Consider the following 23807-nt stretch of genomic DNA (forward strand, 5'->3'; position numbering starts at 1 on the left):
AGATGATTAAATTAGAAAACTTTATTTATCAAATTTTAGAATCAAAATCTAAATCAATGTTAGTTTATGCGATTACTTTAATATTATTCTTATTAAGTGTATCAACCTTTCCAACAAAAATCATAAAAGCAAAAATGCTTCCAAGCAAAGATTCTGATACATTTTCTGTATATGTTGATTTAAAAGATGGATATAGTAAAAAATATACAAAAGAAGTGACTGATTGTATTGCAAGAAAATTACAAGAAAATGATATAGTCACAAATATATCTGTTTTTATAAGTGAGGGACAACCTTTAGATTTTGCTGCACTTGTTAAACAAAGTGCCTTAAAAGATAAACAATGGCAAGCAGAAATGATGGTGAATATAAAAAGAGAATCAAATAGAGATATTTCAAGTTTTAATTTAGTTTCAAAATTACGACCCATTATAAAAGAAAAATGCAATATGTATAATGCAAATATAAAATTTATAGAACTTCCTGCAGGACCACCTGTTCTTGCTTCTATAGTTGCAGAAATCTATGGAGGAGAAGATTTCAATACACAAAGAGAGTTTGCTTACAAAATTGCAAAGATTTTTAATGCACAAAAAACCCTTGTAGATATAGATGTAATGGCAAGTAAAGATTATGCAAAATATGAGTTAATTTTAGAAAATGAAAAAATTAAAAAAAGTGGTATTAACCTAGAACAAATTAAACAAATAATTTATCTTGCATACGAAGGAATGCCAATTTCAGTAGTAAATGATAGTCATGCACAAAATCAAATACCAATTTTTCTAAGATTAGATGATACAAGACTTATAAATGAAAAAACAGAACAATCATTAAAAAATAGATTAAAAAATCTAAAATTAAAAAATCAATACAATCAAATGATTAGTGTCTCAGAACTTGTAAGGGTAAAAAAAAGTGTTAAAGAGCCAGAATTAACATCTAAAAATTTAAAAAAGATGATAAATGTAATAGCAGAGACAAATAAAGACAGTCAAATTTATCCTTTATTAGAAGCTAGAACACAAATGATAGAACAATTAAGTAGTGATTATAAAGTAATAAAAACAGATATGTTAAATCTATCTTTTATTGATAAAAATACAAATGAAAAATTTGATTTAGTTTTTGATGGAGAACTTAAAGTAACCCTTGATACTTTCAAAGATTTAGGAACAGCATTTATTATTGCACTTATTTTAATATTCTTTTTGATGGTTGTTTATTATAAAAGTTATGCTATTTCAGGAGGTATTATACTTGCAAGTTTTATATCTATAATTGGAGTTATTTTAGCACATATTGTTATGGATATATTTACTCAAAATACTTTTTATTTAACTGCAACATCATTAATTGGTTTTATTGGATTAATAGGAATAAATTCAAGAAACTCAACACTAATAATTGACTTTTCTAAACAGTTAATATTAGAGCAAGGAATGCCTATAAATAAAGCTATTGCAAAAGCAACAGCAACAAGATCAAAACCTATTATTCTTACAGTATTAACTATGGTATTTGCTTCATCCCTACTTGCAAGTGATGCTGTTTTTGGAGGTTTAGGAGTTGCACTTATTGGTGGGACTTTAATTTCATATATAGTATCAATCTTTTTTGTTCCAGTAATTATTAAAAACCATATGAAAAAACTTCTTTAATAAACACTAACTTTACAAAGAACTGCTAAAATCTAATAATTAAAACACAATTATTAGATTTTTAAGGAAAATAAATGAAAGAAAAATTAAAAAAGTATGTAAAAGAGATAATATTTTTTATTGTTTCTTTAACAATTATATTAAATATTGTTAGTTATTATAGATCTCTTGAGTTAAATAAAGAAAAACTCTCTATAAAGAGTTTTAAACTACTAAATAAGCAAACTTATAATATACCTAAGGATAAACCACTTATTATTCATTTTTGGGCGACATGGTGTCCTACTTGCAAAATAGAAGCACCAAATATACAAAGACTTTCAAAAGATTATGAAGTTTTAACTATAGCAGTACAATCAGGAAATAAAGAAAATATAAAACAATACTTGAAAAATAACGAATTAAGCTTTAAAGTAGTTGATGATACAGATGGATACTTTTCAAGAAAATTCAATATTAAAGCCTTTCCTACAACACTAATTTATGATAAAAATAAAAATTTGAAATTTAGTGAAGTAGGATATACTTCAACTTTTGGATTATTTGCAAGACTATGGTGGATTGATTAAAAATAACTATAAGTCATAAACCATAGCTATTTCTTCACAAATTGGGAAATGTTTACATCTAATACAATCAGCCCAAATTTTGTGCTCTGGAATATTCTCTTTTTCTATTTTTTTAAAACCCAAACTTTCAAAAAAGCCTTCTTCATAAGTTAAAGATAAAATTTGTTCTAAATCATATTTTTTACCCTCACTTATACAAGCTTCAACAAGCTTTTTACCTAATTTTAAGCCTCTGAAATCTTTTGAAACAATTAGACTTCTAACTTCTGCTAATCTATAAGAATGAATATGTAAAGCAGTGAATCCAGCTAGTTTACCATCAACACTAACAACAGTATATGACCTAATTGTATTTGCCATTTCATCTTCTGTTCTTAGTAAAATATTACCACTTTCAACTTCTGGTTTTACAAGCTCTTGCATTTGCTTAATATGTTTAACTGTTGGTTTAAAAAATTTGATTTCCAAATAAATGCTCCGTGATTGCATCTTGAAGATCCATCATCCCTCTTTTTTTCAAGTTAGAGATAAAAATACCCTCAGGATATGCTCTTTTTAATTTTGCTAAATCATTCTGTTTTAGTTTATCTGTTTTTGTAAATGCATGAATGATTTTTTGATCCCCTCTTTTTATAAGATCTAAAAATTCATCTACATTTTTATCAATATCCAATGTTGTATGTCTTGAATCAATCAAATGAACAAAAACTTGTAAACAAGGTCTCTCTTCTAAATAACCAGTTAAGTTTTTATTCCAATCTTTTTTCAAGCCTTTTGATACTTTTGCATAACCAAAACCTGGTAAATCAACAAATCTTGCAAAAAGATAAGGTAACTCCTCACTTTGTGTTTTAAACTTAATATCAAAATAGTTAATAAGCTGAGTTTTTCCTGGTGTTGAAGATGATTTAGCTAAACCTTTTCTATTTGTTAATGTATTTAATAAAGATGATTTACCTACATTACTTCTTCCTAGAAAAGCAACTTCTGCCATATTAGGAGTTGGTGAATCATTTATACTTTGTGCCGAAGTTAAAAATGTTGCTTCAACTATTTTCATTATTTATCAGCCTTTTTCTCTTTTTTATCTTCAATATTAATAATAAATCTAACAGGTTTACTATCTGTTCCACTAACTTTTGCTTCGCCTGTTATTTGATTGATATAAATCTTATTTCCATAAATTTTTCTATCTTCAATTTTTTCTTTAATAAAACCATTTCCAATAATTTCATATTGTTGCTTACTTGGATAATAAATAACTTTATCTCCTTTACCCTCATAATGTTTATCTTGAGAAACAATTTCAAAAGTCACATTTCCTGTTGCTATATACTTTAAAGGAGACCTCTTCTTAGTTGAAGACTTTGCAGACATGTATACATCAAGCCTATCCGAATTCAATCTATCTTCTGCTTTTTTCAATTTTACATTACCTGTAAAAATTGATATCCCTTTTGCATCGTTTGCTTCAAACTTTTTTGCATCTATTATTAATTTACCTTCATTTGCCATTAATGTTAAAGCAGCTAAAAAAGTTAAAAATAAATATTTCATTTTGATCCTTATTATTTTGTTGTTTCTATTTCAAAGTGTGAATTTTTTGCTTTCATAATCTCTTTTTTCATATCTAAATACAAATTTTTCCCATCAATTTTATGATTATAATAAGTTCCTTTAAAAGGAACACTATTTTTTGCTATTTGTGTTTTATCATTATAGTAAAGTTCTTGTGTATCTAAAGAAATAAAATCATTTCTTCTAAACTTTACATCATCCAAAAAAGTAAAATCATCATTCTTTTTAATTATTACATTTGCACTGATATAGTCTGTAGCGTGTTCTATTTTTTTGTCATTTGCTTTTAATATAAAATCACCCTCATACATAATATCTTTTGTTTTATATCTTGAAACTCTTTTTGAATTTACAATTTTTGTTGTTGTTTGTTCATTTAAAGTGTACATAGTTGAATCATTAAAAGTTACTAATGCAATATCTTTCTCATCTAATTTATTGTTAACTTTATCAATAGGAATAAAATAAACCCCAACTGCTACAGTTAAAAGTATATATGTAAATGCCTTTATAACCATGAGTTTATAAACTCCTGCTCAATATTGTCTTTTTTTACTATATACTCTATCATTTCTCTAACAGCTCCATTACCACCACTATTTTGGCAAATAACATCAACAAAATTTTTTAAATAATGTGTTCCATTAGAAGGAGTAAATGAAAGACCAACTTTTTTTAACATTTTAAAATCATTTAAATCATCACCAATTGCAGCAACTTGACTCCAATCTAAATTTTCTTTTTTTAAAATTTCTTCTAAAACTTCATCTTTATTATGAACTTTTTGATAAAGATACTCTATTTGTAAATCAGAAGCTCTTTTTTCTACTATTTTAGATGTTCTTCCTGTAATTATAGCAACTTTTTTCCCTAGTTTTTTACTCCATGTTGCAATAGCTAAGCCATCAGCCACATCAAAAGATTTCAACTCATCACCACTATTTGTATAAGTTATTTTACCATCAGTTAATGTTCCATCAACATCTAAAACAAGTAGTTCAATCATAAAACACCTTTAGTACTAGGAATACCAATCTTTTCATTTTTAACCATGGCACGTCTAAGAGCAACTGCAACAGCTTTAAATGCTGCTTCTAGAATATGGTGTTTATTTTTTCCTCTTTCATAAATTATATGACAAGTAAGTCCTGCATTCATAACAAATGCATGAAAAAACTCTTCTACAAGTTCTACATCAAACTCACCTACTTTTTCACTTAAGTTTACATCATATACCAAAAAAGGTCTATTACTTAAATCAAGAGCACATGAAACAGCTGCTTCATCCATAACAACAGTTGCATTTCCATATCTTTCAACTGCTTGTATTGGAAAAATTGCTTCTTTTAAAGCTTTTCCCAATACAATACCACAATCTTCAACACTATGGTGATAATCAATATGCAAATCACCCTTGCAACTCAATTCTATATCAATTCCACTATGTTTACTAAGTGCTTCTAACATATGATCAAAAAAACCAATACCAGTTTCTATTTTATTTGTACCACTTCCATTAATATTAAGTTTACACTTTATATCAGTTTCTTTTGTTTTTCTACTTAACTCAACCATATTTTCTCCCTATTGTGCAATAATCATAGCACCACTAATTCCAAGTTTTGTTTTAAAATCAATGGCTTCCTCTTCACTTCTAAAACCACTTACCCAAACTCTATTTATAGGTGCATTATCATAATACCCATCTTTTATTACTACAGTATAATTATTTCCAATAATATTTTCAAATTTTCTTTTTGTTATTTTTGCACCAGAAAGATTTCTAAATGCCCCAACTTGTACAAAATATTTTCCAACAGACATAGTTTCATTTTTCTCAGATTTTGTTTGCGCAACTTTACCATGAAAACCTAAGACAGTAATTTTCACTCTTGCTGTTCCTTTTTTTACCATATCAACTGCATGCGCAGCTTTATTTGATAAATCAATAATTCTTCCAGTTACAAAAGGTCCTCTATCATTAATTCTAACAACTGTTGATTTTCCATTTTCAAGATTATTAACTTTTACCATAGTATTCATAGGTAAAGTTTTATGTGCTGCTGTCATAGCATACATATTATAAGTTTCACCATTTGATGTTTTTTTAGCATGAAAATTTGGGCCATACCAAGAAGCTATACCATCTTGAACATTCCCAACTTTAGCTAAAGTTGGATAATACCATTTTCCAGCAATCTGATACGGTCGCATAGTAGCTTTATGCATAGCTTTTGAGTTTCTCATTTTTTCTTTTGGAATTGATTTATAACCTGAATAATTATTTGAATTTCCAAAAGAATAATTTTGATTACTAAAAGATGAAAAACAACCAGTGAATAAAAAAGTTGCACTTAAAATAACACCACTTTTAAAAAAACTATTTTTTAATAACAATTTTATCTCCAATATTTATAAAATTTGATTTTAATTCATTATCACTCATTAGTTTTTTTAAATCAATATTATATTTTCTAGCAATTGAGTATAAAGTATCTCCATTTTTAACTTTATATATAAGTGTAGTTTTAGTATTTGCTTTTGCTAATTTTATACTACTACTATTAGATTTATTTGAACTAATAGGAATAATTAGTTTTTGTTTTAAAGATAAAACATTTGTATTTAATTTGTTAAAATCTTTAATTATTTTATATGAGATATTATATTTATTACCAATTCTATGTAAAGAGTCACCTCTTTTAACTATATATACTAAATATTTACTATCTTTAATTAGATTTTTATTTGCTTGATATCTAGCAAGCCTACTATAAGGAATATAAATATCATAAGTTTTTTCATATGGAGGTACTATTTGTAATTTTAAATGCTTATTTAAATTTTTAATCTCTTTATAATCTATTCCAACAGCATTTGAAATTGATTTTAAATGCAAACCACCTTTAACAGGTATAGTTGCAACAGAAGAAGTAGCTCCTATATTTAAAAGATGAGCATTGTCATTTTCTGTAATAAAACTTTGATTATTCATCATACCAAGTGCAATAATTTTTCTAATATACATTCTACTTTCACTTGGGATATATTGTCTTGTGATATTTTTTTGTACTCTTAAAAAATCATCAATATCCAATGAAACATCCCACTTTCTAATCTTTTTATAAACTCTATTTAATTTATAAAAAGGTTCTCTTCCTCTTTGATAAGAGTAAATTGTATGTCTAAACTCTTGAATTTTGCTACTATTTTTTTCTTTTGGATTTTCTTCTACATATTTATCAATTGTAGCTCTTGTAATTGCTTCAATTACTCTTCCCTCACCACAATTATAAGCAAGTGCAGCTAAATACCATTTGTCAAATCTTTTGTGTAAATATTTCAAATATTGTGTTGCAGCTTTAGTTGATTTAACAAGATCCATTCTTTCATCAACATATAAATTAATATTTAAATCAAAATGTTTTCCTGTTTCTGACATAAATTGCCAAATACCAGTTGCCTTTACATTTGATTTAGCATCAATTGTAAAATCAGATTCTGCCATTGCCATATACAAAAAAACAGAAGGTATCTCTTCTTCTCTTAATATCTTTTTGATTTTAGGTACAAACAGTGATGCATCACTTAATTTTCTTACATAATTGTTTTGATTATGTTTTCTTAATAGATTATTATATGTTTTTTGAAGTTTATAATCTGTAATAAAAGAGGATTTAATTTGTAAATCCTCTAATATTTGCATGTCTCTTTGGTTATAATTAGCTCCTATTAAAGAAGCCCATGAGTAATTTACTAATATAAATAAAAATATGACTAACTTATACAAATACATTCCTAATTGTTAAAATAGCATATATTTTATCTAATTTATATTAGAGAACTCCTTAAATAAAGTTTTAGCATTATGTGTAGTTAAAGTTTTCACTTCATCAACTTCCATCTCTAAAAGTTCAGATATTTTTTCAACTACATAGTTTGTGTAAGATGGTTCATTTCTTTTTCCTCTAAAAGGATGTGGAGTTAAATAAGGTCCATCTGTTTCTACAACAATTTTTTCTTTTGGAATTTTACTTAAAACTTGAACAAGTTTTCTAGCATTTTTAAAAGTTAAAACTCCTCCTATTCCAAAATAAAAATTTTCATTAGCTAAACTCAAAAGTTGTTCATCAGCATTAAAACAGTGTAAAACTCCACCAACTTTACCTGCATTATTATCTAATAATATTTTTTTAGAATCATTTGAAGCATTTCTTACATGAACAATAAGAGGTTTATTAACTTCTGTTGCAAATTTCACTTGCTTTGAAAATACCTCTTTTTGTCTTTTTATCTCTTCTTCTTTTTCATTTTCATCTTCAGGGAGTCTAAAATAATCTAGACCACATTCTCCAATAGCTATACATTTTGGGTGAGTAACATATTTTTTAAGTACTTCTTCATCATAAGCTTTTGCATCATAAGGATGTACTCCTACAGAAAAGAATACCTCATCATACTGTTGTGCTAATTCAACAGCCTTAGGTAAATCTTTTGGATCTGCTCCAGGTATTAAAAAACCTTTTACATTTGAATCTAATGCATTTGCTATTACTTCATGTACATCTTGACAATACATTTCATTATCAAGATGACAATGTGTATCAATTATTATGATAGGAATCTCTTTTCAACAAGATTTATAAGTGCATTAATATCTTGAATATCCTCACCCTTAATCCAAGCATCAACTCCAAAGTTTTTAAATGCATCATAATCACTATCATCATCAATTACTGCAAGTGATACATATTTTTCTTTGCAAGCTTCATGTTTATTCTCTTCAAAATCAAAAATAGAATTAATATCTAAAATTGCAATATCTGCTTTTTGCGTAATTCCACTATCATAATGCTCTACACTATGCTTATTATCTATTAAAGAATCATCTACATCACAAAATGTTACTATATTCATAACTACTCCCTGTTTTCTTATACTTTTACTATTCTATCAAATAAAAAATTAAAATATTACAAGATATACCTTGCAGTATCTTCATTTTCAACAATATCCTCTAGTTTCTTCTCAACTAAATCTTTGTCAACTATAATAGTTTCACCTTTTTTCTCATCAGCACTAAAACTAATATCTTCAATAACCTTTTCAATTACAGTATGAAGTCTTCTTGCACCAATATCTTCAGTTTTCTCATTTGCAGTTACTGAATATTTTGCAAAGGCATGAATTGCATCATCACTAAATTCCAATGTTACATCTTCAACTTTTAATAATGCCTCATATTGTCTTAAAAGAGAATTTTTTGTATTTGTTAATATTTTATATAATGCATCTTCATCTAATGAGCTTAACTCTACTCTTAAAGGAAATCTTCCTTGAAGTTCAGGAAGTAAATCACTTGGTTTACTTACATGAAATGCTCCAGCAGCAATAAATAAAATATGATCAGTTTTAACTTGACCAAATTTAGTTTGAACAGAGCTTCCCTCAACAATTGGAAGTAAATCTCTTTGAACACCTTCTTTTGAAGGATCTTGATTTTGAGATTTTGTTCCTGTGGCAATTTTATCAATTTCATCTAAAAATATAATTCCACCATTTTCAGTTCTTTTAATTGCTTCAATTTTTATAGCTTCATGATCAAGTAAATTCTCACTTGCTTCATCTCTTAATAAAACCCTTGCATCTTTTATTGTTACTTCTTTTTTAACTTTTTCTTTATTTAGTCCGCCTAACATTTTAGAAAGACTCTCTTGCATTGAACTCATATCCATTGGCATTGAAGAGTCAATTATTTCAACATGTGTTTTCTTAGGAAGTTCAATCTCTATTTTTTTATCATCTAAAGCACCACTTAATAATTTTTCTTCCATTTTATTATATGTTTTAATAAATGATTCTTTTGCAGTTTCAGTTGCTGTTTCTGGTAAAGGTGGAACAAGTTTTTCTATTATTTTTCTATTAACTTCTCCATCAATTTTATCAACAATTTTTTCTTCATACTCTTTTGTTACTAAGTTTATTGATTCATAAACTAAGTCTCTAATCATTGATTCAACATCTCTACCTACAAATCCAACTTCTGTATATTTACTAGCTTCAACTTTTACAAATGGCAATCCCATCATCTTAGCTAATCTTCTAGCAATTTCAGTTTTCCCCACACCTGTACTTCCTATCATAAGAATATTTTTAGGCATTATCTCTTCTTGAAGTACTGGTTCAACTTGCATTCTTCTAAATCTATTTCTTAGTGCTAATGCAATTGTCTTTTTTGCGTCATCTTGTCCAATAATATAATCATCAAGATACTTAACTATTTGTTTAGGAGTTAAATCCATACTATACTATTCCTCTATTGTTAAAATTTTAATATTTTGATTCGTATAAATACATAATTCACCTGCAATCATCAATGATTCTTTTACTAAATCTTGTGCAGGTAAACTTGCATGTTTATCTAAAGCCCTTGCAGCAGAGATTGCAAAATTTCCACCACTTCCAATTGAAGCAATTTTTCCATCTTCTGGCTCTACCACATCACCGTTTCCACTTAAAATAAATATATGCTCTTTATTTAAAACAATCATCATTGCTTCTAGTCTTCTTAAAACTTTATCTTTTCGCCAAGCTTTAGAAAAAGCAATTACTGCTTTTAACAAATCACCTTTAGTAGTTTGTAAATGTTCTTCAAACATATCAAAAAGATTGAAAGCATCAGCTGTGCTACCTGCAAAACCTGCTAAAATTTTTCCGTTATATAAAGTTCTAATTTTAGTAGCATTTCCTTTTAAAACAGAATTACCAAAAGTAACCTGTCCATCTCCACCAATTACGGCTTCTTTTTCACCTTTGTAGGCTAATATTGTAGTTGCTTCAAACATTAACTACTCTCCTATAATGTCAACTTTTAAAGTTGCATGAACAGCATGGCCTAATTTACAATCAACTTCATAAATACCAGGTGCTTTTATTTTTTTATCTAAAGATATATTTTTCTTATCAATCTTAATTTCGAACTCATCATTTAAAGCTTCACTTATCTCTTTATTTGTAACTGAACCTATTAGATGTCCATTTGCACCAGCTTTATGTTTGATTGTTAATTTTGTAGAATTTAAAGTTTCTGCTAGTTTTGTAGCCTCATCAATTTCTATAGCTATTTGTTCTTGCTCTCTTTTCTTTTGTGCTTCATATTTTCTTATTACATCATTTGTTGCATGTAAAGCAAGACCTTTCCCAATTAAGAAGTTTTTTCCATATCCATCTTTTACTTCTTTAACTTCACCTGCTTTACCTAAGCTTTTTACATCTTTTGTTAATAAAACTTTCATAAAATATCTCCATATAAATAAATAGTTACTATTCTACAATAAGTTTAATGAAGTCAATATAAATGATTAGAATAAATATTAAAATTATTAGTTAAAGAAAATTAACTATTTAAATAAAAAAAGAGAATAAAGTATATATTGACACTTTATTCTCTGATTTTATTTCTTTAAAGTATAAAAATTATACTCTTGATATTAACTTGCAATATCAAGAGTATTTCTCAAATTTTCTCTAATACTTCTTTTTTTGACATAATTATTTAATCCAATATGATTGCTATAACCTAAAAGTTTTGCAATCTTTCTTACTGATAAACCAACAGATAATAACTCTTCTATTTTTTCTCTTTGATTATCAAATTTTGATTTTTGAATTGTACCTTTTGGTTTTCCAAGATGAGCACCTTCTAATTTTTTTGCAGTAAGTGCTTCTTTAGTTCTTATACTCATAAGCTCTTTTTCAAGTTTTAAAGTCATAGAGATTACACCTAAAATCATTTGAGTTAACATATCATTATCATCTATTAAATCTAGATTTTGTTTTATTACAATAATTCTGATTTTATTACTTAATAAAAATTTAACTATCTCTAAAATTGTTTCAACTGTTCTTCCAAAAACATTTAAATCTGCAACTAATAAAGTTGATTTACTTTGGGAATTTTTTAGAAAATCTAGCATGTTTTTTTCATCACTAGGAGTATTTATTTCTATTTCAATACTTTGATAAATCTTGATATTTTGTTTTTTTATATACTCATTTAGAACATCATTTTGTTGTTTGGTATACACCTCATTGTTTTTATTTATTCGAACAAAACTAAAAATTTTAGACACTTTAAATCCTTTTACAATAAGTATTATTATAAATAAATTATTTAACATATTGTTATATTTATAATATTTTTTGTTATACGAAATGTTAGTATAGTTTTAATAAGACAAAGCTTAACTAAGGCTTCAAAAATAGCTTTTTTCTATACTTGTGTTACTGTTTTTATACAATTATGTGTTATACATTTTGAAAAATTCAAATTGGCAAATCTTTACACCTCCTTTGAGTTTTTTATTATTTGTTTTTTTTTGATTTGCAATAAAGTAAAAGTTAGATAAAATATTTTCTTAATAAGATAATTCTTAAAGGATTTGTATTGAAATTAACTGTTGCCATTACTGGTGCTAGTGGAGCAAGTTTAGCTCTTAAATTTGTTGATAATATTCCTGAAAATGTAGAAGTATTTTTAGTAGCTTCAAAAAGTGCAAAAATTGCTTTAAAGCTTGAAGAAAATATTTCGATTTCTAATTATTTCAAAAGCAAAAAAAACTTAACAATTTTAAATGATAGTGATATTTCAGCTTCAATAGCTTCTGGTTCATTTGGTATAGATAAGATGATAATCTTACCCTGTTCTATGAATACACTTGCAAAATGTTCTATTGGAATTTCAGATAGCTTAATAACAAGAGCTTTTACAGTAATGCTTAAACAAAAAAAAGACATAATTATTGCACCAAGAGAGATGCCTTATAATACAATTATCTTAGAAAATATGCTTAAATTATCTCAATTAGGAGTGATTATCGCTCCTCCAAGTTTAGGTTACTATTCAAGCCAACAAACTTTAGAAGATATGGAATACTTTTTAATTGGTAAATGGTTTGATTTATTAGGAATTGATAATAATTTATACAAAAGATGGGAATAAATATGCAAAATAAAGAAAAAACAAATAATGGTGGAACATATAAAAAAGCTATTTATAGTGGAACTTTTGATCCTATAACAAATGGTCATATGGATATTGTAAGAAGAGCTACAAGTATTTTTGAAGAAGTAATTGTAGCAGTAGCAAAAAGTGAAAGAAAAAATCCAATGTTCTCCCATGAGCAAAGAGTCAATTTTGCAAAAGAAGCAACAAAAGATCTTGAAAAAGTTACAGTTGTAGGCTTTGATATTTTACTTGTAGAACTTGCAACACAAATGAAAATAAATACTATTATTAGGGGATTAAGAGCTGTTAGTGACTTTGAATATGAATTACAAATGGGTTATGCAAACTCTTCTATAAACAAAGACTTAGAGACTCTTTATCTTATGCCAACTTTAAAAAATGCATTTGTTAGCTCTACAATTGTTAGAGAATTGATTATGTTTAATGGAAGCTTTTGTCATCTTGTACCAAAAGAGGTATTAAAATGTATGTAGTAATTGAAGGAATTGATACAGCAGGAAAATCTACACAATTAGAAATTCTTGCTAAAAAATATAATAATGCAGTCTTTACAAAAGAACCAGGAGGAACACCTATTGGTTCTAAATTAAGACAAATGGTTTTAACAGGAGAAGCAAACTCTAAACTTGCTGAAATGTTTTTATTTTTAGCAGATAGAGCTGAACATATGCAAGAAATAGTTTTAAAAAATAAAGATAAAATGGTTATTTCTGATAGATCAATGATATCAGGTATTGCTTATGCACAAAACTTACCTTTAAAAACAGTAATAGATTTGAATCTTATTTCAACAAATAATGTCTTGCCAAGTCATGTGATTTTATTAAAACTATCAAAGAAAGAGTTAGAAAATAGACTTTCACAAAAAGAGCATGATTCTATAGAAGCAAGAGGAATTGATTATTTAATAGATATTCAAAATAGAATGGAAGAGACAATAAAAGAATTAAATTTAAATTATATTTTTATAGATGCAAGTTTAAGTATCGAAAAAATTTCAAAAGATATAGAGGATTTTTTAAATGAGTAAACAAAATATGATACAAAGCCTAAGAGGTATGAAAGATATTTTAGATAATGATAGCAAACTATTTACTTATTTTTGCGAAAATGCTGCAAAGATAGCACGAAATTATGGTTTCGAATATATAGAAACACCTATTTTAGAAGAAACTGCACTTTTTAAAAGAAGTGTTGGAGAAAGCTCTGATATTGTAAATAAAGAGATGTATCAATTTATTGATAAGGGTGAAAATGATGTATGTTTAAGACCTGAGGGAACAGCAGGGGTTGTAAGAAGCTTTATTCAAAATAAACTTGATAGAGCTGGTGGAGTTAAAAGATGGTATTACCACGGACCAATGTTTAGATATGAACGACCTCAAAAAGGTAGATTAAGAGAGTTTCACCAATTTGGAGCAGAAGTATTTGGTGTTAATTCTGTTTATGAAGATGCAAATATCATCATGATGTTAAAAGATATTTTAGAGTTTTTTGGTATCTCTTATAAACTACAATTAAACTCATTGGGTTGTAAAGAGTGTATGCCTCCTTATAAAGAAAATCTTATTGCACATTTAAATAGTTTTAAAAGCGAACTATGTGAAGATTGTAATAAAAGAATAGAAACAAACCCAATAAGAGTCCTAGATTGCAAAATTGAAAAGTGTCAATCTTTACTTATAAATGCACCTAAAATCACAAATAATTTATGTAATTCTTGTGATACAGATTTTGAAAAATTAAAAGAAATATTAGATTTTAATAATATCTCTTATGAAGTAGACAGTAATCTTGTTAGAGGATTAGACTACTATTCTAAAACTGCATTTGAATTTGTAAGTGATGAAATAGGAGCACAAAGTGCAATAGCAGGTGGTGGAAGATATGATAGATTAGTTGAGTTTTTAGGAGGGAGAGAAACTCCTGGAATTGGATTTGCTATTGGTATTGAAAGATTGCTTGAATTAGTTAAAATGAAAGAATCAAAAGAAGACATATATTATATTGGTGCATTAAGTCAAAATACTTTAAATCAAGTTACAAAACTATGCAATATAAAAAGAAAAACAAATCAAACCTTTATGGAATATACTCCAAGAAGTTTTGCAAAACATTTTAAATTAGCAGAAAAATCAAATGCAAATATTGTTGTATTAGTTGGCGAAGATGAATTAAAAGATGGCACTGTTTATATGAAGAATATAGATACAAAAGAAGAAACAAAAATAAAACTTGAGGATTTTTAATATTGAATGATTTTGGAATTGATATTTGGAGCAATAATAACTTTATTATTGAAGAGGGAAAATTAAAACTTAATTATAAAAGTAAACCCTCATTGATTTCTTTAGTAAATAGCATAAGAAAAAAAGATTATAAAGGTCCTTTACTTTTTAGGTTTCCCCACTTAATTGAAAAGCAAATAGATAGACTTTATGATACATATACAAAAGCTATAAAAGAGTATTCATATAAAGGTTCATTTAATGCAGTGTTTCCTTTAAAAGTAAATCAGTACCCTACTTTTGTAAAACCTTTAATTAAAGCTGGACAAAAACACAATTACGGTTTAGAAGCGGGAAGTAAAGCTGAACTTTTTATTGCAATGACTTACAATAAAAATGCACCAATTACTGTAAATGGTTTTAAAGATAAAGAGATGATTCATTTAGGTTTTATTGCTAAAAAAATGGGTCACAATATAACTTTAATTATTGAAGGTTTAAATGAACTTGAAACAATAATTGATGTTGCAAAAGAGACAAAACTTCAACCACCTAATATAGGAGTTAGAGTAAGACTATTTAACAGTGGAAGTGGTGCATGGGCAAAATCAGGTGGAATTGATTCAAAATTTGGCTTAAGTTCAACAGAAATATTAGAAGCTTATGATCAATTAGAAAAGAATAACCTTTGTGAGTATTTAACAATGATTCATTTTCATATTGGATCATCTATGAATAGTATCAAACCTTTAAAAAATGCATTAAAAGAGTCAGGTCATATTTATGCAGAATTAAAAAATTTAGGTGCTACTAATTTAAGTGCTATTAATATTGGAGGGGGTCTTGCTATTGAATATTCTCAATTTAATAGAACAATTAACTACTCTTTACATGAATTTGCAAGTGATGTAATCTTTACTCTTAAAAATATTGCTAAACAAAAAGGCGTAGAAGAACCAAATATTTTCACAGAATCGGGAAGATTTATATCTGCATCTAGTGCTGTTTTAATAGCACCTGTATTGGAACTTTTTTCAGCTGAATATGAAGCTGTACATTTAAGATTAAAAAAGAAAAATCCGCCTTTAATTGAAGAACTTAATGAACTTTATAAAGATATGAAAAAGAAAAATGCATTGGAATATATGCATGATAGTATCGATCACCTTGATTCACTTTTAAAACTATTTGATTTAGGTTATATTGATTTAGAAGATAGATCAAATGCAGAAATTTTAGCAAACCTAATAATAAAAAAAGCTATTTCATTTTTAGAAGTTGATGATTATGAAGAGTTAAAAAGAATTGATAATAAAATTCAAGAAAAGTATTTATTGAATTTCTCAATCTTTCAATCGCTACCTGATTTTTGGGGAATAAAGCAAGAGTTTCCAATAATGCCAATTACACACTTAGACAAAAAACCAACTAGAAGTGCTTCTATATGGGATATTACTTGTGATAGTGATGGTGAAATTGAATTTGATCCCACTAAACCTTTATATCTACATGATGTAAATTTAGATGAAGAAGAGTATTTTATAGGATTTTTCCAAGTTGGTGCATATCAAGACGTATTAGGAATGAAACATAATTTATTTTCTCACCCAACAGAGGTAAATGTACTTTTTAATGAAAATGATGAAGTTGAATTAGAACATATTATAGAATCTCAAAAAATTATTGATATATTAGAAGATATTGATTATGATACAAATGAAATTAAAGCTATTTTAAATGAAAAACTTGATAAAGATACTTATGCTATATTAGAAAAATATTTATATGATAATTCATATTTAAAGACAACTTGGAGTTAATATGACAAAACAGAATGAAGAAGAGTTATCCCTTTGGAAGTTAATCAAAGAGGATTTCTCTGTCCCAAAACAAAATGACCCTGCACTTCAATCAAGTTTAGAACTTTTTTTTAATTATCCAGGAGTTTGGGCAATAATAAATTATAGAGTTGCAAATGCTTTACATAAAAAGGGTTTTAAAAGACTTTCAAGAGTTATTAGTGGTATATCTACTTTTTTAACAAAAACAGACATTCATCCTGGATGTCAAATAGGAAGAAGAGTATTTATTGACCATGCAATAGGTGTAGTAATAGGTGAAACTACTATTGTAGAAAACGATGTGCTTATTTATCAAGGAGTAACTCTTGGGGGAGTATCTTTAAATAAAGGGAAAAGACATCCAACTATTAAGTCTAATTCTGTAATTGGTAGTGGAGCTAAAGTTTTAGGAAACATAATAGTGGGTAAAAACTCAAGAATTGGAGCAAATTCAGTTGTAATTTGCGATGTACCTAAAAACTCTACAGCAGTTGGAGTTCCTGCAAAAGTCATTAAAAGAGATGATAAAAAATGCAAATTATCTCATAATGACTTGCCAGATATAAATAAAGAGATGTTTGATTATTTATTAAAAAGAGTTGCTGTACTTGAAAATGCTGTTAAAAAATATGAAGGTATTGATTTAAGCAGTGAAGATAAAGACCTTGAAGACATCTACGAAAGATTTATCCAAGCAATGAACTCAATAAAACAATAAAATGATAGAACTTTTAGTCTTAGGAACATTAACTGGATTTACTTCTGGTTTTTTTGGAGTTGGTGGAGGAATGATTCTTGTTCCTTTACTAATAGTTTCAGGTTTTGAAATGAAAGCAGCAATTGCAATATCTATTATGCAAATGGTATTTAGTTCAATCTTTGGAAGTTTTTTAAATATCAAAAAAAGTTCTGCTGTATTTAAAGATGGTTTTTTTATTGGTATTGGAGGAATGCTTGGAGGCTTATTTAGTGGCTATATTGTTTCAAGCTTTTCAAATACATTTTTACAATACCTATTTATTATTATTGTTATTTTTTCAATTTTAAGAATATTTTTTTCTCCAGCTGAACCTATAAAAGAAGAAAGAAAACAAAATAAATTTATTCTTATTTTAATTGGTTTTTTTATAGGCTTAATAGCAATGAGTATTGGAGTTGGTGGGTCTATTATGTTAACTCCTATTTTAGTAGGTTTTATGCATTATAGTTTAAAAAGAGCAACTGCATTAGGGCTTTTCTTCGTAGTTTTTTCATCAATTGCTGGATTTTCTTCTCTTTGGTTTCATGGACAAATATTACTTACAGAAGGTGCAACAGTTGGTATAGCATCACTTATTGGTGTTTATTTTGGAATAAAAGTAAAAACCTTAATACATTCAAATTCATATAAAAAGTATATTTTACTTCTAAATATAAGTGTTTTATTTATGATGATTTACAAAACAATATAAAGTTTCATAAAGTAACTATTTTTCTCACTTATTAATCATGGACCAATAAATTGCTTCTATAATGGACAATTATTTATAAATTTTTAGTTTCAAATCCAATAGAATTTATCAAAATAAAAATAATAATTACTCTTAATAGTAAAGTTGTTGTAAATTACTGTTTAATATGATACAATTTTTTATTTTAGCTATTAATGTAAGGATAAATTATGAAACTTAAATGGATAGAAATAATAGAGTTTGCAAAAAAATTTAGAAAAGAGTTACATAAAAATCCTGAGCTGACTTGGGAAGAAATAGATACTGCAAAAGCAATTAGAGCGACACTAAAAGCCCACTACACCCCCTATAAAGAGTTTGCCCATACAGGGACTGTTGTTACCCTTGCGCCAAATGCAAAAGGCACACATATTGCACTAAGAGGCGATATTGATGCTTTAGAAATAGATGAACAAACAACAGTTCCGTATAAATCACAAAAACCCAATTGTATGCATGCATGTGGCCATGATGGTCATACAGCAACACTTTTAGCCACTGCAATTTGGTTAAAACAGTATGAAGATCAGCTGCCAGGTCCTGTTTCTTTAGTTTTTCAGCCTGCTGAAGAAGGTGGTCATGGAGCGAAAAAAATGCTTGAGGAAGAGGCATTAAAAGGTGTTGAATTTATCTATGGATGGCATAACTGGCCAGCAATTAAATTTGGTCAAGCAATATGCCCAGATGGAGTAGTAATGGCAGGTAATGGAACTTTTCATATTGATATAAATGGTCAAGGAGGTCACTCTTCTCAACCTGAAATATCAAAAGATCCAGTCCTTGCTGCTAGTGCTATTACAATGGCATTACAACAAATAGTAAGTAGAAGAATAGCTCCTCAAAAAGCAGGTGTAGTTTCAGTTACTTCAATCGATGCAAGAAGTGGTCTTACAACAATTCCATCTCACGCAAAAATTGAAGGAAGTATTAGAATACCAGATTTAAAAACAAGAGATGAAGTTGCAAAATCAATTAAAGAAATTGCTCAAAATACTGCAAAAGCATATAATACAGAAGCAATTGTAGAATTTAGGAATAGATATTCTCCTACAATAAATCATGAAAATGCAGCTTCAAGCATGAGAGAAAAATTAGAAGAAGTATTAGGAAAAGATTATAAAAGCGATATTGCTACACCAATTATGGCATCTGAGGATTTTAGTTATTATTTACAAGAAATACCAGGTGCATTTGCATTAATTGGAAGTAATGATGGTCAAGAAAAACACACTAAGCCTTGTCACAATGCATATTATGATTTTAATGATGAGCTTATTGAACCTGTTTGTAAGGTATTTACAAAACTTGCAAACTTAGAATGTGAATTTATATAAATAAGGAGTTTAAAATGTTAAATAATGATAAAACAATTTTTGAAACATATGAATCAGAAATTAGAGCATATTGTAGAGCAGTACCTACTGTATTTAAATCTTCATCAAATGCGACAATGATTGATGAAGATGATAAAGAGTTTATAGACTTTTTTGGCGGTGCTGGAGTTTTAAACTTTGGACACAATAACCCAAAGATGAAAGAAGAATTAATAGAGTTTATACAAAGAGATGGAGTTGCTCATTCATTAGATATGTTTACTGATGTAAAAAGAGATTTTATTAAAACATTTGTAGATACAGTTTTAAAACCAAGAGGATGGGAAGACAGAAAACTTCAATTTACTGGTCCTACAGGAACAAATGCTGTAGAAGCAGCATTAAAGTTAGCTAGAAAAATCACAGGAAGAACAGAAGTGGTTGCTTTTAATAGAGGTTTTCATGGTATGACTTTAGCAGCATTAGCTTGCACTGCAAATAATGCTTTTAGAAGTAGTTCTGGAGTTCCTTTAAATCATGTAATTAGAGATACATTTAATGATATGGATGCTTTAGAAAATTTAAGACAAAAAATGTTTGATTTAGCTTCTGGTATGCTTCCTCCTGCTGCATTTATAGTTGAACCTGTTCAAGCAGAAGGTGGTGTTAGAATTGCTACTAAAGAGTGGCTTCAAGGAGTTCAACAACTTGCAAAAGATACAGGTGCACTTTTTATTTTAGATAGTATTCAATGCGGTTGTGGAAGATGTGGAAGTTACTTTAGTTTTGATGATTTAGATGTTGATCCTGATATTATAATCCTAGCAAAAGGCTTAGGTGGATTTGGTACTCCAATTGCAATGTTAGTAAATAAACCAGAAGTTGATAAAGCTTGGAGTCCAGGTCAACACACAGGTACTTTTAGAGGACAAGGTTTCTCTTTTGTTGCAGGGAAAATTGGACTTGAATATTTTAAAAATGAACAATTCAATGAAGAAACAAAAAGAAAAGGTGATATAGTAAGAAAAGTTTTAGATAAACTAAATTCAAAATATGAAAAAGTAGTTGATGTAAGACAAAAAGGTTTGATGTTAGCAATTGAGTTTGATAGTGCAGCAACAGTAAAAGAAATTACAGCAAAAACATATGAAAATGGTCTGATTATAGGAGCTTGCTCTACAGGTGAAATTATTAAGTTTATTCCTCCTTTAACTATTACAGATGAAGAATTAAATAAAGGTTTAGAAAGATTCACTGCTTCTGTTGAAGCAATTTTATCATAAGGGGAAATATTATGGGATATAGTACAACACACTTTAAATCAATAAATCCATATACACAAGAAGATGTATATGAAGTTAAAATGCATGATACGCAAGAAACTACTGAAATTTTACAAAATGCTCAAGAAGCATTTTGTAATGAGTGGCAAGATACAACCTATGAGCAAAGAGCAAAGCTTTTAAATGCTGTTGCAAAACAGATGAAAGATAATCTTGATTATTATGCCTTACCTATGACAGAAGAGATGGGAAAGCCAATAAATGAAGCAAGAGGAGAAGTAAATAAAGCTGCTCTAGCAGCAGAACACTATGCAGAATTTGGAGAAGATTATTTAAAAACTGAATATTTAGAATCTGATGCTACTGAAAGTTATGTTCAATATTTACCTTTAGGTGTAACTTTAGGTATTTTACCTTGGAATGCACCATTTTGGTTAGCTTTTAGATATTTAGCACCAGCTCTTATGTCTGGAAATACTTGTATTATGAAACATGATTCGCATACTCCTTTATGTGCAATAAGAATAATTGAAGCTTTTCAAAAAGCCGGTTTTCCTAAAAATGTAGTTCAAAATTTAGTTGTAGGACACTCTAGTTTAGAAACAATAATTAGAAATCCTATTGTAAAAGGTATTTCTTTAACTGGTTCATCAAAAGCAGGTACTTCTGTGGGTGCAATTGCTGGTAGTGAGATTAAACCTGTTGTTTTAGAATTAGGAGGAAGTGATCCTGCTATTATTTTAAAAGATACACAAGATTTAGAAAAAGCTGCTGATATTATTACTCTTTCAAGATATATAAATGCAGGACAATCTTGTATAGCAGCTAAAAGAATTATTGTAGAAGAACCAATATATGAAAAATTTATTGAATTACTTAAACAAAGATTTGAAAAATTGAAACTAGGTGATCCAAAAGATGAAACAACGACAATAGGTCCAATTGCAAGAAAAGAGTTAGTAGACCAAATGCATGAACAAGTAGATAAGTCAGTTGCAGCAGGTGCAAGATTGATACTTGGGGGACAAAGATATGAAGGAAAAGGTTTTTTCTTTCCCCTTACAATTCTTGCAGATGTTGAACCTGGAATGGTAGTATCTTGTCAAGAAACATTTGGACCTATTGCAGCAATTATCAAAGTAAAAGATGAAAAAGAAGCTATAAAAGTAGCAAATGATACTGAATATGGTCTTGGTGGTTCAATTTGGACAGGTGACACTCAAAAAGGAAAAGAGTTAGCAAAAAAAATTGTTACAGGACAAGTTTCTATAAATGGCATTGTAAAATCTGATCCAAGACTTCCAAGTGGAGGAGTTAAAAAATCAGGAATTGGTAAAGAGTTGGGACCACATGGTATAAAAATGTTTGTAAACACACAACAAGTTTGGGTAGGTCCAGCTAAAGGGTAGTTTACTTCTTATTAAGGAGCAAAAATGAAATTAGCTTTTCCTAAAGCAGAATATGTAAAAAGAGTAAAAAAAGTACAAAGAGAAATGCGAAGAAAAGGCATTGATGTACTTCTTGCAACTGATCCTGGAAATATGAATTGGTTAACAGGATATGATGGTTGGTCATTTTATGTGCATCAAGGGGTAATTGTATCTTTAGATGAAGAAGAACCTATTTGGTTTGGAAGAGCTATGGATAGAAGTGCAGCACTTCTTAGATGTTATATGAAAGATGATAAATTAGTTGCTTACCCTGAAGAGTATGTTCAAAATCTCCATAAACATCCAATGGAATGGCTAGCAAAGAATATCTTCTTTGCTAGAGGTTGGCATGATGCAACAATTGCAACAGAGATGGATAATTATTACTATTCTGCACAAGCCCATTTAAGTTTAGTATCAAATCTTTGGAAAGCAAGATTTGTAGATAGCCAAAACCTTGTAAACTGGGCTAGATGTATAAAATCTGAAAAAGAGATTGAGTATATGAAAATTGCAGGAAGAATTACATCTAAAATTCATCAAAGAATACTAGATGTTGCAAGAGTTGGAATACCAAAAAGTTTTGTTGTTGCACAAATATATGAAACAGCAATTGAAGGAGTTGATGGATATAGTGGTGATTACCCTTCAATTGTTCCTTTACTTCCATCTGGGAAAGAAGCTTCTGCTTCTCATATCACTTGGGATAATAAACCCTTTAAAGCAAATGAAGGAACTTTTTTTGAAGTTTCAGGATGTTATAAAAGGTATCATTGTCCAATGTCAAGAACACTTTATATGGGAAAACCATCTGAAAGATTTTTGAATGCTGAAAAAGCATTGCTTGAAGCAATTGATACAGGACTTGAACAAGCAAAACCAGGTAATAAAGCAAGTGACATTGCAAAAGCACTTGATAATGTAATGCTTAAATATGGCATAGATAGACATGGCGCTAGGTGTGGATATCCAATAGGTGTTAGTTATCCTCCTGATTGGGGTGAGAGAACATTTAGTATTAGAGCTTCTGATAATACAATACTTAAAGCAGGAATGACTTTTCACTTTATGCCAGGTATTTGGCAAGATGACTGGGGGATAGAGATAACTGAAAGTATTTTAATTACAGATACTGGATATGAATCACTTTGTGATTATCCAAGAAAACTATTTTTTAAATAAAATTTATTTAAAAATTTCTTGCCAAGAGTATATTTTTTTAATTGCTCTTGGCTCTATTACAAATGAAACAATTGATACTATTAAAAATGATACTATAAATAAAGATATAATTTTTATTATTAGTTTCATGTTACTCCTTAGTTTATTTTCTATATTAAATTATAAAAATACTTATAAAATGTACAAATTTATAAACTTACATTT

The 23807-nt window shown here is 28.1% G+C and carries 28 protein-coding genes; 13 read left to right on the forward strand and 15 right to left on the reverse strand.

Annotation, left to right across the window (positions count from 1 at the left end):
• The first annotated feature begins 2 nt into the window (after nt 1-2).
• Both AMRN_RS14335 and AMRN_RS08145 read left to right on the forward strand, forming a co-directional pair.
• Complete coding sequence (locus tag AMRN_RS14335) at nt 3-1661, forward strand: efflux RND transporter permease subunit (RefSeq protein WP_265734376.1); 1659 nt, start codon at nt 3-5, stop codon at nt 1659-1661.
• A gap of 74 nt (nt 1662-1735) precedes the next feature.
• Nucleotides 1736-2230 (forward strand): redoxin domain-containing protein, encoded by a 495-nt coding sequence (locus AMRN_RS08145; protein ID WP_099311218.1) that lies wholly within the window; start codon nt 1736-1738, stop codon nt 2228-2230.
• A 6-nt stretch (nt 2231-2236) separates the two neighbouring features.
• Here AMRN_RS08145 and AMRN_RS08150 read toward each other — a convergent pair whose 3' ends face one another.
• The 14 genes from AMRN_RS08150 to AMRN_RS08215 form a co-directional block, all read right to left on the reverse strand.
• Nucleotides 2237-2698 (reverse strand): N-acetyltransferase, encoded by a 462-nt coding sequence (locus tag AMRN_RS08150; RefSeq protein WP_099311219.1) that lies wholly within the window; start codon nt 2696-2698, stop codon nt 2237-2239.
• Nucleotides 2679-3290 (reverse strand): ribosome biogenesis GTP-binding protein YihA/YsxC, encoded by a 612-nt coding sequence (yihA, locus tag AMRN_RS08155; RefSeq protein ID WP_099311220.1) that lies wholly within the window; start codon nt 3288-3290, stop codon nt 2679-2681. Before yihA ends, AMRN_RS08150 begins: the two co-directional genes overlap by 20 nt.
• A complete protein-coding gene (lptA, locus tag AMRN_RS08160; RefSeq protein WP_099311221.1) occupies nt 3290-3787 on the reverse strand; it encodes a lipopolysaccharide transport periplasmic protein LptA in 498 nt (165 codons plus the stop codon). Before lptA ends, yihA begins: the two co-directional genes overlap by 1 nt.
• A gap of 11 nt (nt 3788-3798) precedes the next feature.
• Nucleotides 3799-4326, reverse strand: coding sequence for a hypothetical protein (locus tag AMRN_RS08165; protein ID WP_099311222.1), 528 nt, complete (start codon nt 4324-4326; stop codon nt 3799-3801).
• On the reverse strand, nt 4317-4814 hold the full coding sequence (locus tag AMRN_RS08170) for a KdsC family phosphatase (protein WP_099311223.1): 498 nt from the start codon (nt 4812-4814) through the stop codon (nt 4317-4319). The genes AMRN_RS08165 and AMRN_RS08170 overlap by 10 nt, the downstream gene beginning before the upstream one ends.
• On the reverse strand, nt 4811-5383 hold the full coding sequence (gene hisB, locus AMRN_RS08175) for an imidazoleglycerol-phosphate dehydratase HisB (protein WP_099311224.1): 573 nt from the start codon (nt 5381-5383) through the stop codon (nt 4811-4813). Before hisB ends, AMRN_RS08170 begins: the two co-directional genes overlap by 4 nt.
• A 9-nt stretch (nt 5384-5392) precedes the next feature.
• Nucleotides 5393-6205: a septal ring lytic transglycosylase RlpA family protein gene (locus tag AMRN_RS08180; protein ID WP_099311225.1), complete on the reverse strand. Its 813-nt coding sequence runs from the start codon at nt 6203-6205 to the stop codon at nt 5393-5395.
• Nucleotides 6189-7598 (reverse strand): lytic transglycosylase domain-containing protein, encoded by a 1410-nt coding sequence (locus AMRN_RS08185; protein ID WP_228199120.1) that lies wholly within the window; start codon nt 7596-7598, stop codon nt 6189-6191. Before AMRN_RS08185 ends, AMRN_RS08180 begins: the two co-directional genes overlap by 17 nt.
• A 36-nt stretch (nt 7599-7634) precedes the next feature.
• Nucleotides 7635-8423 (reverse strand): TatD family hydrolase, encoded by a 789-nt coding sequence (locus tag AMRN_RS08190; RefSeq protein WP_099310286.1) that lies wholly within the window; start codon nt 8421-8423, stop codon nt 7635-7637.
• Nucleotides 8420-8725, reverse strand: a complete 306-nt coding sequence (locus AMRN_RS08195; RefSeq protein WP_099310285.1) for a hypothetical protein — start codon at nt 8723-8725, stop codon at nt 8420-8422. Before AMRN_RS08195 ends, AMRN_RS08190 begins: the two co-directional genes overlap by 4 nt.
• 56 nt (nt 8726-8781) lie before the next feature.
• Nucleotides 8782-10110: an ATP-dependent protease ATPase subunit HslU gene (gene hslU / locus AMRN_RS08200; RefSeq protein ID WP_079579890.1), complete on the reverse strand. Its 1329-nt coding sequence runs from the start codon at nt 10108-10110 to the stop codon at nt 8782-8784.
• 6 nt (nt 10111-10116) lie between these two features.
• On the reverse strand, nt 10117-10653 hold the full coding sequence (gene hslV / locus AMRN_RS08205; RefSeq protein WP_099310284.1) for an ATP-dependent protease subunit HslV: 537 nt from the start codon (nt 10651-10653) through the stop codon (nt 10117-10119).
• A 3-nt stretch (nt 10654-10656) separates the two neighbouring features.
• Nucleotides 10657-11103 (reverse strand): 50S ribosomal protein L9, encoded by a 447-nt coding sequence (gene rplI, locus AMRN_RS08210; protein ID WP_099310283.1) that lies wholly within the window; start codon nt 11101-11103, stop codon nt 10657-10659.
• Nucleotides 11104-11298: 195 nt separating this feature from the next.
• On the reverse strand, nt 11299-11940 hold the full coding sequence (locus AMRN_RS08215; RefSeq protein ID WP_099310282.1) for a recombinase family protein: 642 nt from the start codon (nt 11938-11940) through the stop codon (nt 11299-11301).
• A gap of 314 nt (nt 11941-12254) precedes the next feature.
• Between AMRN_RS08215 and AMRN_RS08220 the strand changes: the two genes are divergently transcribed.
• From AMRN_RS08220 to AMRN_RS08270, 11 genes are all read left to right on the forward strand, one after another.
• Complete coding sequence (locus AMRN_RS08220) at nt 12255-12809, forward strand: UbiX family flavin prenyltransferase (RefSeq protein ID WP_099310281.1); 555 nt, start codon at nt 12255-12257, stop codon at nt 12807-12809.
• A 2-nt stretch (nt 12810-12811) separates the two neighbouring features.
• On the forward strand, nt 12812-13309 hold the full coding sequence (gene coaD, locus AMRN_RS08225) for a pantetheine-phosphate adenylyltransferase (protein WP_099310295.1): 498 nt from the start codon (nt 12812-12814) through the stop codon (nt 13307-13309).
• Nucleotides 13300-13866: a dTMP kinase gene (gene tmk / locus AMRN_RS08230; protein WP_099310280.1), complete on the forward strand. Its 567-nt coding sequence runs from the start codon at nt 13300-13302 to the stop codon at nt 13864-13866. Before coaD ends, tmk begins: the two co-directional genes overlap by 10 nt.
• A gap of 7 nt (nt 13867-13873) precedes the next feature.
• Nucleotides 13874-15085: a histidine--tRNA ligase gene (gene hisS, locus AMRN_RS08235; RefSeq protein ID WP_099310294.1), complete on the forward strand. Its 1212-nt coding sequence runs from the start codon at nt 13874-13876 to the stop codon at nt 15083-15085.
• Between the two features lie 2 nt (nt 15086-15087).
• Nucleotides 15088-16884, forward strand: coding sequence for a biosynthetic arginine decarboxylase (speA, locus tag AMRN_RS08240; protein WP_228150787.1), 1797 nt, complete (start codon nt 15088-15090; stop codon nt 16882-16884).
• 1 nt (nt 16885) lies between these two features.
• Nucleotides 16886-17623 carry a serine O-acetyltransferase gene (gene cysE, locus AMRN_RS08245; RefSeq protein WP_099310278.1) on the forward strand — a complete coding sequence of 246 codons (738 nt, stop codon included), beginning with the start codon at nt 16886-16888 and terminating at the stop codon, nt 17621-17623.
• Between the two features lies 1 nt (nt 17624).
• Nucleotides 17625-18356 carry a sulfite exporter TauE/SafE family protein gene (locus AMRN_RS08250; protein WP_099310277.1) on the forward strand — a complete coding sequence of 244 codons (732 nt, stop codon included), beginning with the start codon at nt 17625-17627 and terminating at the stop codon, nt 18354-18356.
• Between the two features lie 209 nt (nt 18357-18565).
• A complete protein-coding gene (gene doeB2, locus AMRN_RS08255; RefSeq protein ID WP_099310276.1) occupies nt 18566-19729 on the forward strand; it encodes a N(2)-acetyl-L-2,4-diaminobutanoate deacetylase DoeB2 in 1164 nt (387 codons plus the stop codon).
• A 14-nt stretch (nt 19730-19743) separates the two neighbouring features.
• Nucleotides 19744-20991, forward strand: a complete 1248-nt coding sequence (locus tag AMRN_RS08260; protein ID WP_099310275.1) for a diaminobutyrate--2-oxoglutarate transaminase — start codon at nt 19744-19746, stop codon at nt 20989-20991.
• Nucleotides 20992-21002: 11 nt separating this feature from the next.
• Nucleotides 21003-22400 carry an NAD-dependent succinate-semialdehyde dehydrogenase gene (locus AMRN_RS08265; RefSeq protein ID WP_099310274.1) on the forward strand — a complete coding sequence of 466 codons (1398 nt, stop codon included), beginning with the start codon at nt 21003-21005 and terminating at the stop codon, nt 22398-22400.
• Between the two features lie 24 nt (nt 22401-22424).
• Entirely contained in the window at nt 22425-23603 is a 1179-nt protein-coding gene (locus AMRN_RS08270) for a M24 family metallopeptidase (protein ID WP_099310273.1), read from the forward strand.
• A 3-nt stretch (nt 23604-23606) separates the two neighbouring features.
• Here the strand turns inward: AMRN_RS08270 and AMRN_RS14340 are convergent, their stop codons facing one another.
• Nucleotides 23607-23732, reverse strand: coding sequence for a hypothetical protein (locus tag AMRN_RS14340; protein WP_265734346.1), 126 nt, complete (start codon nt 23730-23732; stop codon nt 23607-23609).
• Nucleotides 23733-23807 lie beyond the last annotated feature (75 nt).

Origin of the sequence: Malaciobacter marinus (assembly GCF_003544855.1) — a bacterium.
In the GTDB taxonomy this organism is placed as follows: domain Bacteria; phylum Campylobacterota; class Campylobacteria; order Campylobacterales; family Arcobacteraceae; genus Malaciobacter; species Malaciobacter marinus.